The following is a 13,706-nucleotide window of genomic DNA, read 5'->3' as shown; positions in this document are numbered from 1 at the left end:
GAAAGCTGCCTCTTTTTACGCATAAATTTTTCAAACTATCACACACTACATCGAGGTGTAAGGAGTGATAGTATGAAAAAGAAAATAGGCTGCGGAAGTCAGGTTGAAGGGAAATTAAAATGGTGGCAGCTGTCTTTAATCGGAGTAGGGTGCATAATCGGTACAGGCTATTTTTTAGGATCAAGTATTGCAATAAAAGCCACGGGTCCCTCTGTATTAATTGCTTTTTTACTAGCAGCAGTATGTACATTTATTGTATTTGACGCTCTGGCTAAAATGAGTGCTCAAGATCCTCAAAAAGGTTCGTTTCGCTCCTATGCTAAAAAAGCTTATGGAAGATGGGCAGGATTTAGCAGCGGATGGGTGTACTGGAGTTCAGAGATGCTGATCATGGGGAGTCAGCTCACGGCTTTATCTCTTTTTACACGTTTTTGGTTTGACGGTATTCCACTGTGGGTCTTTGCCTCTATTTATGCTGTTTTAGGCATTGCTGTTGTATTAATCGGAACAAAAGGCTTTGAACGAATGGAAAATGTATTTGCTGTTACAAAAGTGGCTGCCATTTTAATGTTTATTGTATTAGCTAGTCTCGCTTTATTTGGATTTCTTGACCAAGGTGCCAAACAAGGATTGCCGCGAACGATAAGTGAAGTACTTCCTCACGGGTTTTTAGGTTTATGGGGCGCTTTGCTTTATGCCTTTTATGCTTTCGGCGGCATCGAAGTCATGGGGATCATGACGGTTCGTTTAGAAAAAAAAGAAGACGCACCGAAAGCGGGAAGAAGTATGCTTATTCTCCTTGGAATTATTTATATTGTTTCACTGAGTTTAGCTATTTTAATTGTGCCATTTCATGATTTTCATGGAAATCAAAGTCCATTTATAACGGCTTTAGAAACATACCATCTTCCATTTTTTCCTCATGTTTTTAATGGAGCAATGATTGTTGCTGGGTTTTCAACAATGTCGGCGTCTTTTTTTTCTGTAACAACAATGATTGTCACTCTTTCAGAAGATGGAGATGCTCCTGCATTGTTTTCAAAACAAAAAAAGAAAAAGCTGCAATTTCCTTTACCGGCTTTACTTTTAACAACAGCGGGATTAGTTGTTTCTATTGTTCTTTCCTTGCTATTGCCCGGGAAAATTTATGAGTACATTACAACAGCAGCGGGACTGATGCTGATTTATAACTGGTTCTTTATTTTAATTTCTTTTCATCGCTTAATCAAACAAACCGTTTGGGATAAAGTAAAACAAGCTGTTGGCCTCTTATTAATCCTGCTTGCAGTAAGCGGTACGCTGTTAGAATCTGCAAGCAGGCCAGGTTTCTTTGCAAGCTTAGGCTTTTTAATTGTTATAAGCCTCGTTATTTTAAAACTGCGCCATAAGTGGAAAGAAGAAGAAGCCACTAGCTAACATATATTTAATCTTTATGAGGGACACTATGCACGTTGTACAATTACAAAAATAAAAGGTGGTTATGATTATGCCAAAAAACAAGCAGACTCCTTCTTCACAAGTAGATCAAAAACAAATAGTAGATGACAAAGCAAAAGCGCTACGAGAAAATAATTATGAAGATGGTCATATTCGCAAGATAACTCAAAGCGGAGCAGACGGCCAATAATAAAAAAAAGACGCGTTCGCGTCTTTTTTTGTTGAAGTGTATCCTTACCAACGATGAGCTTTTGCATTACTTCGCAAGATGATGTTCGTTTGAGACATCTCTGTATGTCCATTTACTTGGGACTTTGAACGCTTCGGTCTCGTCCAGTTGTGGCGGAATAGTTCTGAATGCTGATCTACTTGATTTTTATCATTCATCATAATCACCTCAAGGATAGGATACTTTCACAAGATATTCACGGTGAAATATCTCTCTTATAGAATGGGATAAAAAAGAAGAAATACACCTAACACTTTTAACCATACATATAAAGGGAGTGCCTATTCATAAACTATAAAGGGCAACTTCTAACTTTGGGCTAAGCTTCGGATTTATAAAGTAAAACTGCCTTAGTGGGGACTAAGGCAGTTTTACTTGAGTAATCAAACTTCAATAATGATGGGAAGGATCATAGGTCTTCTTTTGGTTTGGTTATATAAAAATTGGCCAAGCGTTGTCTTGATTTCTTTTTTCATAATGCTCCATTGGTGAACATGAGTTTTTTGTAATTGATTTACAATTTTAGTCACTTGTCGATTAACATCTTTCAATAACTGCTCTGAATCTCTTGTATAAACAAAGCCTCGTGAAATGGTATCTGGACCAGACACAATTTTCCCTTCCGCTTTATTCAGAGTAACAACAATAACCAGCATACCATCTTCTGAAAGCTGTTTGCGGTCACGTAAAATCGCGTTGCCAACATCTCCAATGCCAAACCCATCTACATATACATTGCCTGCAGGGATTTTTCTTGTTTGAACAGCTGTTCCGCCCTTGATGTCAACAATATCACCGTTATTTATAATAAAAATGTTCTCTTTTTCCACCCCTACAGATTCTGCTAATAAGCTGTGGTGATGAAGCATTCGAAACTCACCGTGAATCGGGATAAAGTACTTTGGTTTCATCAATGTAGCCATTAATTTCAGTTCTTCTTGATAGCCATGTCCTGATACGTGCATACCTGTTGCGCTTCCTGAACCATAAATCACATGAGCCCCGAGTGTGAAAAGACTGTCGACAATACGAGAGATATTACGTTCATTGCCAGGAATAGGCCCTGCTGATAAAATGACCGTGTCTTCAGGAAGAATCTCTACTTGTCGATGATTTCCGCTGGCTAATCTAGATAGAGCGGCCATCGGCTCGCCTTGGCTTCCAGTGCAGAGAATAGCGACTTGTTCAGGCGCAAGTGAATGTACTTCATAAGGTTCAATTAGCATCCCTTCAGGAATGGTTAAATACCCTTTCTCTAACGCAACTGATACAACGTTAACCATGCTTCTTCCTAGCAGCGCAAGTTTTCTGTTCGTTTTAATCGCTGCATCTACAATTTGCTGTACGCGGTTAACATTGGAGGCGAAAGTAGAAATAATTACTTTTCGCTTTGCTTTACGAAAAGCTTCTTCTACATGTTTGCCAACTAGCTTTTCTGAAGGCGTAAATCCAGGGCGTTCAGCATTTGTACTTTCTGATATTAAAGCCAGTACGCCTTCACTGCCGATTTTTGCCATTTTATGAAGATCTGGATATTGGTCGTTAACAGGAGTTAAATCAAACTTAAAATCCCCGGTATGCACAACAGCTCCTTCAGGCGTATGAAAGACAATTCCAAGACAATCTGGAATGCTGTGATTCGTTTTAAAAAAAGAAAGCGGAATATTGCCTAATGTAATTTCTGACTCTTCGTTGATTTCAATAAGCTCCGTCTCTGCAGATAATTGATGTTCCTGGAGTTTAATGTCAATTAATCCAAGGGTAAGGCTTGTTGCATAAATTGGAAGGTTCAACTGTTTTAAAAGATAAGGAATACCTCCAATATGATCTTCATGGCCATGCGTAACAACCAGTGCTCGAACTTTTTCTCGATTCTCTTGCAAGTATGTAATATCAGGTATAATCAAATCAATTCCTAATAAACTTTCATCAGGAAATTTAGAGCCGCAGTCGATTACAATGATGTCATCATCATATTGAACCGCATACATATTTTTTCCTATTTCATTAATGCCGCCTAAAGCAAAAATGGATAGTGTGTTTCTATTTGTACTCAAACTTATTTCCTCCTATATTTTCAAAATGAATATGCAGAATTTCTACTCTTAGTATGAACATTTATTTCTGGTGCATTCTGTTAAATATGGAGATTTTATTTTTTATTCAATTTGAGGGATGCAAGCAAAAAGAAAAGCAGGTCATTTTCCTAATACTACCTCTTATTTTCTTTTTATAACTCCATAAGATATAGATGTTACACATGGAGGTGGATGGAATGAGTAAACAAAATAAAAGCACAAACCAAGGAGTCAGCAGCAGTGCAGCTGCTGTCGATAATGTGAATAAAAGTATTTTATCAAACGATATTCATACAGATGAGCTTCAAAAAGCAAAGGTAAGCCGTCATAACAAATAAAAGATTGACAACAAAAAGAGCAGCTTTGAGCTGCTCTGGATAAAATAGAGATAGGGAAGTGAAAAAACGTGTCAGAAAACAAAAATTCTCAATATAAAGAAGAAAATAAGTCAACTCCTAGTCGCCCTCTTGAATATAAAGAACGCACAAATGAATCACAGAGTACAAGTCAAATGCTGCGCAGCATTCTCGAATATTCGAGTCGATATCGTTAATAAAATTTTACATATAAAACTGTAAGGATACGTGGGCAATATAAAAGTTGAAGCACCGCTTTAATACATAAAAAAGCAAGCAGCCATGCTTGCTTTTTTTATGTATAGCTGTGTACATATTGAAAAAAAATCATACATACGTTATTTTAGATAAACGTATGTATAATGGTAAACCTGTACATGTATTTTTGGGAAAAAATTAAAGTTTGGAGAAAAGAAGTGGGGGATTTTATGAATTTACATGATTTTGTTCATGGAGTAGATCCAACAATAAAGCTAGTTATTGAAGATGAGTTTCCTGGAACGCGGTGTGTAGGCGGAAAGTACGTTCCTAGCACGCATTCTATTTTTTTATATGAAAAAGATATTAAAATACAGTGTCGGCACTTGTTTGGTTCAAATGAGTGTTTAGAATCTTATCAATGGATTATTTTAGCTCACGAATTAGGTCATGCGCTAGATGAAGACCTTTTATCTTTGAGTGCAAAATTTGATCAGACAGAAGATATAGGTCTTTTGTATCAAATTGAATGTAATGCTTGGGAGATAGGAAAGAAATTGATTCCTTTTATTAATTCAGAGCTATTCTCATCCATAAAAGATCAATCGTTAGCCCATTACCATAAAGAGATGGAGAAGATTAGTTAGAAGAAGAAAAGTTCCTGTGGCTTATACTATAAGGAACTTTTCTTCTTCGAGCTGTTTATATACTTCAAATACTAGTTAATTATTACGCTGGCTGCTGCTGGATCTGCCGCCTTTTTTTCCAATTTCCTCGTAAAATTCTTTACCTTGATTTTTGGAAGTAGCTTCTCCGCCTTTTTCACCAATTTCTTGGTAAAACTCTTTGTCATGATTTTTGGAAGTAGCTTTTCCACCTTTTCTTCCTGCTTCTTCACGGCTCATTTTTTCATTCTTTTTATTAGTTGCCATCTTGCATCCCTCCTAATAAATTTGAATTCATAGTCTGTCTTCCCGGTCAAAAAAGGATTAAACTGGTTATTTTATATTTTTTCTAAAAATTAGATTTTTCTCAAAATTATCAGACCACGAAGCCCTGTATAGTAGTATTTATTAAGTTAAAATTAATCTTAAAAAAATTTATATGAAATATGATATGGTTAATAGAAATAAGAAAAAGGAGCTTAGAAACATGTCAAAATATGTAGAAATGGATAACGCATCGCTGCGACAGAAAATACAAGAATACAAAGAATTAATTTGGAGAGTAGGGCCAGGAAGTGAAAGAACTATAGAAGCTGTTCAAGAGATTCAAGGAATGGAAAAAGAGTTAAAAGCACGCAATGCAGAATTTGAAGCTACGGATTGGAAAGCTTTTACTCGGGAAATAAAAGAAAACTACGATTTTACTTATTAAGAAGACACATTCACAATAATGTGATAAGGAAATATGTCTCCAAGTAGAAGGTTTTCTGCTTTCTACTTGGAAACGATAGAAGTAGTATGAAGACGATTAAGAAAAATGATCTAGTATCAGTGAAGCAAGTAATCCAAGTGCAGCAATTAATCCCGTAATAGAACCTCCTTCTTCATAGGCCTCTGGCATCATTGTAGAACCTACCATAGCAATAATACCACCGCCGGCAAAAGCAGCAATAGCAGCCATAAGTGTCTCAGATGCATGGTCTAAAAAAACAAATCCTGTCCATGAACTAAAAGCTGAAATGAACAAAACAGCTGCCCATAGTAAAAAAATTTTCTTTTTAGAGAATCCGCTTTTCACTAGACCGGTCGTACTTGACAGTCCTTCAGGAATATTACTTATAAAAATAGCGATAACTAGAAGCCAGCTAACGGTTGCATTTTCAATTAAGCTAGCTCCAATCATAATGGACTCTGGGATTGCATCCATTACGGTTCCTATAAATATAGCAATTCCAGAACTATTCGCAGCCATTTGTTTGGTAGACCTCTTTCTTTTATTCGCTCCTTGACGTGAAATTAGATAGTCTAAAAAAGTAAAAACGACAGCCCCGGCAAGAAAACCAAGGGAAGTAGCTTTTAAACCACCGTTATGAACCGAGTCTCCAAGCAGCTCATAGGTAGATGCTCCGATTAATACACCTGTCCCAAAAGCCATAATATAACCAATTATCTTTTTGCCGATAGGCAAAAAAACTGCTGCCAAAGCACCAAGAAGGACAGCTGATCCTGAAATGCCGCCCCACATCGCAGCTTGCCACATGAAAAATCCCTCCTCATCTCTATTTTCTATGGATACTTTCCCTAAGAAGAGAAAGAAAAAACGTAAAAGTAGAAGAAAGGAATTTGTTCGATTAAGTAGCGGTTTCATTTCCTTATCTTTAAGAAATAGAGTGTTCCAGCATCCTACGCCTATATTTATTTTTAATATTCATAAAATTTAAATTATACTGAAATAAAAAACTATTTTACTGAGATGATTGATTTAACAAAGGTGAAAGGTTTTGTTGAGTGTTTTTCTGAAAAAAACAATTGTATTTCTGAGGAAAATTTATTATTATAAAATAAGTAATTATACAGTCGAATAGCTAAAAATAGAAAAAATAGTTTAGTTGTAAAGGTACTAGGTAAAAAATGGAAGGTTTTAAAAACGATAGCTGTTCCATCAGACACAAAAAGTATCTTTCCTAACAGAGCTATAACAAGTTTAGGAGGAGGAAATGGAATGGCAGACAAAGAGCTAAAAAGAGGCTTAGAATCCCGTCACATTCAAATGATCGCGCTAGGCGGAACAATTGGCGTTGGATTATTTATGGGATCAGCAAGCACAATTCAGTGGACGGGTCCATCGGTATTACTTGCTTACGCAATCTGCGGAATGTTTATTTTCTTTATCATGCGTGCAATGGGCGAAATGTTGTACATGGAACCAAGTACAGGTTCATTCGCTACATTTGGCCACAAATATATTCATCCATTAGCAGGTTATATGACTGCATGGAGCAACTGGTTTCAATGGGTAATCGTAGGGATGTCCGAAATTATAGCGGTAGGAGCATATATGCAGTACTGGTTCCCGCATCTACCTGCTTGGGTACCAGGTATTATCGCCATGTTGATTTTAGGCGCAGCAAACTTAATTTCAGTGAAATCATTTGGAGAATTTGAATTTTGGTTTGCGATGATTAAGATTGTAACGATTATTTTAATGATTATTGCAGGCCTCGGGTTGATTTTCTTCGGCTTTGGAAATGGCGGAGACGCAATTGGGTTATCAAACCTTTGGGCACACGGCGGCTTCTTTGCAGGCGGATGGTCAGGCTTTTTCTTTGCACTATCTCTTGTTATTGCAGCTTATCAAGGAGTCGAGCTAATTGGTATTACAGCTGGTGAAGCAAAGGATCCTAAAAAAACGTTAACAAGCGCGATTCAAAGCATCATTTGGCGAATCTTAATTTTTTATATTGGAGCAATTTTTGTCATCGTGACGGTGTATCCGTGGAATGAGTTAGATTCTTTAGGAAGTCCATTTGTATCTACATTTGCTAAAGTTGGCGTTACGGCAGCTGCAGGTATTATTAACTTCGTAGTTATTACAGCAGCGATGTCAGGCTGTAACAGTGGAATCTTTAGTGCAGGACGCATGCTTTATACGCTTGGTGTAAACGGTCAAGCACCTAAATTCTTTACAAAAATTTCCCGTAACGGTGTTCCAATTTACAGTACACTTGCTGTTATGATTGGATTAGTAATTGGCGTTATTTTAAACTACATCGCTCCACCGAATGTATTTGTTTATGTATACAGTGCTAGCGTGCTTCCGGGAATGATTCCCTGGTTTATTATTCTTATCAGCCAAATTCGTTTCCGTAAAGCTAAAGGTGCTGAAATGGACAGTCATCCTTTCAAAATGCCTTTTGCGCCTGTAACAAACTATGTAACCATTGCTTTTTTACTAATGGTGCTTGTAGGCATGTGGTTTAATGATGAAACGCGTATTTCACTTATTGTAGGGATTATTTTCCTCGCTCTCGTTGTCATTAGTTTTTACGCATTCGGAATAAATAAGCGTATGATACCCGATACAGAGAACGGTCAAATAAAGAAATAAATATGCTTTTTGATAAGTGAAAGGCAAAACAAAAAAACGGCTGAGAAAAGCCGTTTTTTTGTTTTGTTTAAATGAAAGATACAAGAAAAATGTCATTGAGCGCTGATAGTTTGGATAAACTATATTCGTTCATATAACGTAAAGGGAGCGAATGTTATGAGAAGCCACAGATATATTATTAAAGATTCACTAAAAGCTGATGAAGTTGCCCGAGATTTGGAACTGCAGCTGGATATAAACCGAATGTCGGATGTCAGAATCCTTTCGGTAAATGCACAAAACGAAATACTCGTTCAAATGGAGGAGGAGAACGAAGAAGCAGGAGATGTCATTGATGTATTTATGAAAGAGTATAAAACCGCAGAAATTATTGAATAGCATGTAATTGAGAAGAATATTGAGGGGTTTCGTTGAATAAATAAAAAGAAAACACCTTTACTTTTTATTTAAAAAGGAACGCACGAAGAAAACTTCTTGTTTATCAAGAAGTTTCTTTTGTATCTGAACATTTGTTTGTATAGGTAGGGAGAGGTGATGAAGGTGAAAAGAAATGGTGAGGGTCACGTCTTTTTTATTATTCTCGGAGGCCTGTTTATTTTAATAGGCACACTCTTTGCAAATACTTCCGTTTATTTTCTCATCTCCGGATGGATAGCAGCTGTCTGTTGTTTAGGAATCAGCGCTGTACTAAAGAAAGGAAAAACAAAATCAGTCAGTAAAGAGGAGGAAGAATAATAATTTTTATATAAAGATGGAAAGTAAATATATGAAAAGGAAGAATGGATATCCATTCTTCCTTAAGTCATGGTGTGTATGAAATTGTCTTAGAAACGTCCGCCGCCAAGTTGTTGCTCAGCTAATTGTACAAGACGTTTTGTGATTTCGCCGCCTACTGATCCGTTTGCACGTGCAGTAGTGTCAGCTCCTAAATTTACTCCGAACTCGCTAGCGATTTCATATTTCATTTGATCGATTGCTTGTTCAGCTCCGTATACTAATAATTCATTATTATTGCTGCTTTTGTTGTTTGCCATTGTATTCAACTCCTTTCTGTAACGTTAAGGTGTGAACAAAGGAAGAAGAATATGCAACAAACTGATATTTATTTTATAAAAAACGTATTTTTACGTTGTTTGTCCCTCTAGAAGCTTAACGGGAAGGCAGATTTCACGAGGTATATTGCTGAATTCTCCTTCAATTTCTTTTAGTAAAATATCAATGGCTGTTTGAGCAATCGATTCAATGGGCTGTTGAACTGTAGTTAGACCAGGTAACAAAGTCTGACTGGCCTCCGTTCCGTCATAGCCCACGATTTTTAAATCTCTTGGGATGTTTTTTCCTCTTTTTTGTGCTTCCGCAACTACTAAAGCTGCAAGTAAGTCATCACTTGCAAAAATACCATCTACTTCCGGATGTTCTTCGAAAACCTTAGAAATAGTTTCTCGCTGAATGTTGCGGTCAAAGGTATTTGAAATTTCATACGTGATAGGCTGTTTTCTGTCCTTTTTCATCACGTTTTCATAAGCTTTCCTTCTTAAGTTAGCTGGAGTTTCAAGTTTAAGGGGGCCGTTAATATGAACAATATGCTTACAACCTTTTGAAATGAGCAATTCCGTGGCTTGTTTTCCTCCAGAATAGTTATCAGAAGATACGGTAGGAATATCTTTCGATAAATAATGATCCACTGCTACCACAGGAAGACTTTGACTTTCCGAATCAAAAATACCTCTATTATAAGTAACGGCAATAACACCATCTACCTGATTTCTAATGAGCATCTCTACATATTTTTTTTCTTTATCAATTCGATTAAGACTGTTACAAAGAAGTACTTTGTAGTTAAGAGAAGCACATATACTTTCAATGTGAAAGGCTAACTCTCCGAAAAAAGGGTTGCTCGTTTGCGGGACAATCATACCGATTAAATTTGTTCGCTTATTAAATAATGAACGCGCAATATCATTTGGGAAATAATTAATTTCTTTCATTGCTTTATAAACATTTTCTCGCGTTTCTTTGCTTATGTAACCACGGTTATTTAATACACGAGAAACGGTAGTCGGTGAAACACCTGCAATTTTTGCTACATCACTAATTTTGGCTTTCATCTAGTTTCCTCCTAATTTCTCCAAAGCATTGCTTTTACAGTATATATCAGACATGTAAAAGCCTTAAAATAAATGCAATCAAGCAAGCAGCTTTCCAGTCGTTACGTTTTATTTTAATCGATAAAAATCTATGTAAGAATTGTAAACGGTTTATTAAACAATTTAAACATACCACAAAGCCCACTTTTACACCTAATACAATCTTTTTGCAATATAAAGTATGAAACCGGTTGACATATGAAACCGGTTGACATAAAATCAAATTGAAAGTGCTTTCATTTTGTTAGATAAAAGATTTTATATCTTAAGCTAAAGGGGTAACTAAAATGAAAAGTTCAAAAAGTTTATATTGGAAGCTGAGTGCATATTTTTTCTTCTTCTTTTTTACGTGGTCGTCTAGCTACTCTTTATTTTCTATCTGGTTAGGGCAAGAGATTAAGTTGAACGGATCAGCTACAGGCTTAATCTTTTCTGTAAACGCTATCTTTGCTTTGTGTATGCAGCCTTTGTACGGATATATATCTGACAGGATAGGTTTAAAGAAACATATTTTATTTTTTATTAGCTGTCTTTTAGTGTTTGTAGGACCATTTTATATTTTTGTTTATGGGCCTTTGCTTCAATACAATGTGTTGATAGGAGCTATTATTGGAGGCTTATATTTAGGAGTAGCGTTTTTGGCGGGCATCGGAGCGATTGAAACATACATAGAGAAAGTCAGCCGAAAATATAAATTTGAGTACGGAAAATCTAGAATGTGGGGGTCATTAGGCTGGGCTGCAGCTACATTTTTTGCAGGACAACTATTTAATATTAATCCCCATATTAACTTTTGGGTGGCATCTGTTTCAGCGGTTATCCTAATGGCTATTATTTTTTCTGTAAAAGTAGAAATGAGCAGCTATGAAATGGAAAAAGCTGAATCCGTCAGGCTGAGAGATGTAGGTAATTTATTCTTATTGAAGGAATTTTGGTTTTTTATGATTTATGTTGTTGGCGTTACGTGCGTGTATGGGGTATACGATCAGCAATTTCCTATCTATTATGCATCTTTGTTTCCTACTGAATCGATAGGTAACCAAGTATTTGGCTACTTAAATTCGTTTCAAGTATTTTTAGAAGCTGGAATGATGTTCGCAGCACCGTTTATTGTAAATAAGATCGGTGCAAAAAATAGTTTAATTTTAGCAGGATTTCTAATGGGGTTTCGTATTATTGGGTCAGGGCTTGTTGTTGGTCCAATTGGAATATCTTCGATGAAACTTATTCATGCATTAGAACTTCCTATTATGCTCATTGCCATCTTTAAATATTTGGCAGCTAACTTTGACACGCGCCTATCTTCTATACTTTATTTGGTTGGATTCCAATTCGCTTCACAAATAGGTGCTTCAGTTCTTTCACCTATAGCCGGAGGATTATATGATAGCGTAGGTTTTTCCCGTACCTATTTAATTATGGGAGGTATGGTTTTGGTATTTAACGTTATTTCGATGTTTACACTACTAAACTCTAAAAAACACAAGTTTATAAGAAAAGATGTACAAGAAAAAACGCAGATTATATAGGGGGATATGATGATGTTAACGATAAATAAAATCGAACAAGCTCAGCATTCATTAAATGAAGCAGAGAAAAAGGTAAATCATCAATACCGGTTAGGGTATCATATTATGGCGCCAGCGAACTGGATTAATGATCCGAATGGGTTGGTTCAGTATAAAGGAGAATATCATGTTTTTTATCAACATCATCCATATGACGAGAATTGGGGACCGATGCATTGGGGACATGTCAAAAGCAAAGATCTTGTTCATTGGCAGCATTTACCGATTGCTTTAGCTCCTGGAGATACATTTGATAAAGATGGATGTTTTTCTGGAAGTGCCGTGGATAACGAAGGAGAGCTTACGTTAATTTATACAGGACATAATTATATAGACAAAGAGCTGGATACTTTTTTTCAAAACCAAAATATAGCTGTTAGTAAAGACGGCATTACCTTTGAAAAAGCAGAGACCAACCCAGTTATTGCTGAGCCGCCAGCAGATAGCTCTCATCATTTTCGGGATCCTAAAGTATGGAAGCACGAAGATTTCTGGTATATGATTCTAGGAAACTCAACAAAGAAAAAAGAGGGACGTGTTATCTTATACCGATCTTCAAATCTACGAAAATGGGAGTATGTTGGTGTTCTTGCTAAAAGCGGTGGAGATCTAGGGTATATGTGGGAGTGCCCAGACTTCTTTGAGTTAGACGGAAAGCATGTGTTAATGATTTCTCCTCAAGGGATAGAAGCAAAAGGTGATTCTTATCACAACCTTTTCCAAACAGGATATTTAGTTGGAGAATATAATTACGAAACCAATACATTTCATCATGGGTCATTTACTGAATTAGATTACGGCCACGATTTTTATGCTGTTCAAACGCTTTTAGATGATAAAGGGCGGCGAATTGCAATTGGCTGGATGGACATGTGGGAAGCTAATATGCCAACGAAAGAGGATGGATGGTGCGGTGCGCTAACGCTTCCGAGAGAACTAACTTTAAGAGAGGATAAAGTGTTAATGAACCCCGTCCAAGAGCTTACATCACTTCGGAAAACTCAGTATAATATGCTAACCAATAAAGCTCTTTCTAACAGCTATGTAGTAGAAGTAAATGAAGACTTGCTAGAGATACAAGCTGTATTTGATTTAGCGGACTGCCAAGCTTCATCGGTAGGAATAAAAATTCGTGGAATAAACAACGAAGAAACGCTTATGTGTTACAACCTTAATGAGCAAAAGCTATTGCTTGACTGTACTCACTCGGGAAAAGAAGATGGAGTGAGGAAAGTAGCGTTACAAGCAGGTGAGACACTAGCTTTACGAATATTTGTGGACCGTTCTTCCGTTGAAGTATTTGCAAACGAAGGACAAGCGACCATGACGAGCCGTATTTATCCAAAAGAAAGCAGGATCGGAATTGAGTTATTTACTGAAGGAGGAAACGTAATCGTAAAAGAGTTAACGTATTGGAATTTAAAAGATATTTGGGGGTAAAATACAGAGGAAGAAGTATATTAATACTTCTTCTTTTTTGAGCATTTAATAGCCCGTCAACAAAGTGGAGGTATATAAATGGATAAGGCACTTTAGATTAAAAGTACGAGCAAATACGATATAATAGTAAAAGAGATAATGAATGAAAGAGAAACTGTCCTGCTCTAAGATGCCCAGAAGAAAGTAGGACAGAGAAGGGC

The 13,706-nt window shown here is 36.6% G+C and carries 16 protein-coding genes and 1 pseudogene; 11 read left to right on the top strand and 6 right to left on the bottom strand.

Going from position 1 to position 13,706, the window contains the following annotated elements:
* Positions 1-72: 72 nt before the first annotated feature.
* Together ACFX4N_RS06925 and ACFX4N_RS06920 are read left to right on the top strand one after the other, a co-directional pair.
* Entirely contained in the window at positions 73-1,416 is a 1,344-nt protein-coding gene (locus ACFX4N_RS06925) for an amino acid permease (protein ID WP_053487054.1), read from the top strand.
* Positions 1,417-1,486: 70 nt separating this feature from the next.
* A complete protein-coding gene (locus ACFX4N_RS06920; RefSeq protein WP_013056277.1) occupies positions 1,487-1,627 on the top strand; it encodes a hypothetical protein in 141 nt (46 codons plus the stop codon).
* A 44-nt stretch (positions 1,628-1,671) separates the two neighbouring features.
* Here the strand turns inward: ACFX4N_RS06920 and ACFX4N_RS06915 are convergent, their stop codons facing one another.
* A complete protein-coding gene (locus tag ACFX4N_RS06915) occupies positions 1,672-1,824 on the bottom strand; it encodes a YpzG family protein (RefSeq protein WP_013056278.1) in 153 nt (50 codons plus the stop codon).
* A 225-nt stretch (positions 1,825-2,049) separates the two neighbouring features.
* Complete coding sequence (locus ACFX4N_RS06910) at positions 2,050-3,723, bottom strand: ribonuclease J (protein WP_013056279.1); 1,674 nt, start codon at positions 3,721-3,723, stop codon at positions 2,050-2,052.
* A gap of 218 nt (positions 3,724-3,941) precedes the next feature.
* On the opposite strand from ACFX4N_RS06910, the gene ACFX4N_RS06905 reads away from it, so the two are divergent.
* The 3 genes from ACFX4N_RS06905 to ACFX4N_RS06895 all read left to right on the top strand — a co-directional run bounded on the left by ACFX4N_RS06905 (position 3,942) and on the right by ACFX4N_RS06895 (position 4,945).
* Entirely contained in the window at positions 3,942-4,082 is a 141-nt protein-coding gene (locus ACFX4N_RS06905; RefSeq protein ID WP_013056280.1) for a hypothetical protein, read from the top strand.
* A 68-nt stretch (positions 4,083-4,150) separates the two neighbouring features.
* Entirely contained in the window at positions 4,151-4,297 is a 147-nt protein-coding gene (locus ACFX4N_RS06900) for a hypothetical protein (protein WP_155660526.1), read from the top strand.
* A gap of 231 nt (positions 4,298-4,528) precedes the next feature.
* The gene (locus ACFX4N_RS06895) at positions 4,529-4,945 is read left to right on the top strand and encodes a hypothetical protein (RefSeq protein ID WP_041816660.1); all 417 of its coding nucleotides are present in this window, start codon (positions 4,529-4,531) and stop codon (positions 4,943-4,945) included.
* Positions 4,946-5,026: 81 nt separating this feature from the next.
* On the opposite strand, the pseudogene ACFX4N_RS06890 reads toward ACFX4N_RS06895, so the two are convergent.
* A pseudogene (locus ACFX4N_RS06890) lies at positions 5,027-5,230 on the bottom strand (KGG domain-containing protein); the annotation flags it as partial.
* A gap of 220 nt (positions 5,231-5,450) precedes the next feature.
* Between ACFX4N_RS06890 and ACFX4N_RS06885 the strand changes: the two are divergent.
* Positions 5,451-5,675, top strand: a complete 225-nt coding sequence (locus ACFX4N_RS06885; RefSeq protein WP_013056283.1) for a hypothetical protein — start codon at positions 5,451-5,453, stop codon at positions 5,673-5,675.
* Between the two features lie 96 nt (positions 5,676-5,771).
* On the opposite strand, the gene ACFX4N_RS06880 is transcribed toward ACFX4N_RS06885, so the two are convergent.
* Complete coding sequence (locus ACFX4N_RS06880; protein WP_013056284.1) at positions 5,772-6,503, bottom strand: ZIP family metal transporter; 732 nt, start codon at positions 6,501-6,503, stop codon at positions 5,772-5,774.
* Positions 6,504-6,965: 462 nt separating this feature from the next.
* On the opposite strand from ACFX4N_RS06880, the gene ACFX4N_RS06875 reads away from it, so the two are divergent.
* The 3 genes from ACFX4N_RS06875 to ACFX4N_RS06865 all read left to right on the top strand — a co-directional run bounded on the left by ACFX4N_RS06875 (position 6,966) and on the right by ACFX4N_RS06865 (position 9,086).
* Positions 6,966-8,351: an amino acid permease gene (locus tag ACFX4N_RS06875; RefSeq protein ID WP_013056285.1), complete on the top strand. Its 1,386-nt coding sequence runs from the start codon at positions 6,966-6,968 to the stop codon at positions 8,349-8,351.
* A gap of 156 nt (positions 8,352-8,507) precedes the next feature.
* Entirely contained in the window at positions 8,508-8,729 is a 222-nt protein-coding gene (locus ACFX4N_RS06870; RefSeq protein ID WP_013056286.1) for a hypothetical protein, read from the top strand.
* 156 nt (positions 8,730-8,885) lie between these two features.
* Positions 8,886-9,086 (top strand): hypothetical protein, encoded by a 201-nt coding sequence (locus tag ACFX4N_RS06865; RefSeq protein ID WP_013056287.1) that lies wholly within the window; start codon positions 8,886-8,888, stop codon positions 9,084-9,086.
* Between the two features lie 89 nt (positions 9,087-9,175).
* On the opposite strand, the gene ACFX4N_RS06860 is transcribed toward ACFX4N_RS06865, so the two are convergent.
* Together ACFX4N_RS06860 and ACFX4N_RS06855 are read right to left on the bottom strand one after the other, a co-directional pair.
* A complete protein-coding gene (locus ACFX4N_RS06860) occupies positions 9,176-9,385 on the bottom strand; it encodes an alpha/beta-type small acid-soluble spore protein (RefSeq protein WP_013058452.1) in 210 nt (69 codons plus the stop codon).
* Positions 9,386-9,475: 90 nt separating this feature from the next.
* Entirely contained in the window at positions 9,476-10,459 is a 984-nt protein-coding gene (locus tag ACFX4N_RS06855) for a LacI family DNA-binding transcriptional regulator (protein WP_013056289.1), read from the bottom strand.
* 326 nt (positions 10,460-10,785) lie between these two features.
* Here ACFX4N_RS06855 and ACFX4N_RS06850 point away from each other — a divergent pair, with 326 nt between their 5' ends.
* Together ACFX4N_RS06850 and ACFX4N_RS06845 are read left to right on the top strand one after the other, a co-directional pair.
* Complete coding sequence (locus ACFX4N_RS06850) at positions 10,786-12,027, top strand: MFS transporter (RefSeq protein WP_013056290.1); 1,242 nt, start codon at positions 10,786-10,788, stop codon at positions 12,025-12,027.
* A 21-nt stretch (positions 12,028-12,048) separates the two neighbouring features.
* Positions 12,049-13,506, top strand: coding sequence for a glycoside hydrolase family 32 protein (locus tag ACFX4N_RS06845; protein WP_176519024.1), 1,458 nt, complete (start codon positions 12,049-12,051; stop codon positions 13,504-13,506).
* The last annotated feature ends 200 nt before the right edge of the window (positions 13,507-13,706 follow it).

Origin of the sequence: Priestia sp. YIM B13551, assembly GCF_042787905.1 — a bacterium.
In the GTDB taxonomy this organism is placed as follows: domain Bacteria; phylum Bacillota; class Bacilli; order Bacillales; family Bacillaceae_H; genus Priestia.
Note: the sequence above shows the minus strand (reverse complement) of the source record. Positions and strands in the feature narration are given on the sequence as shown.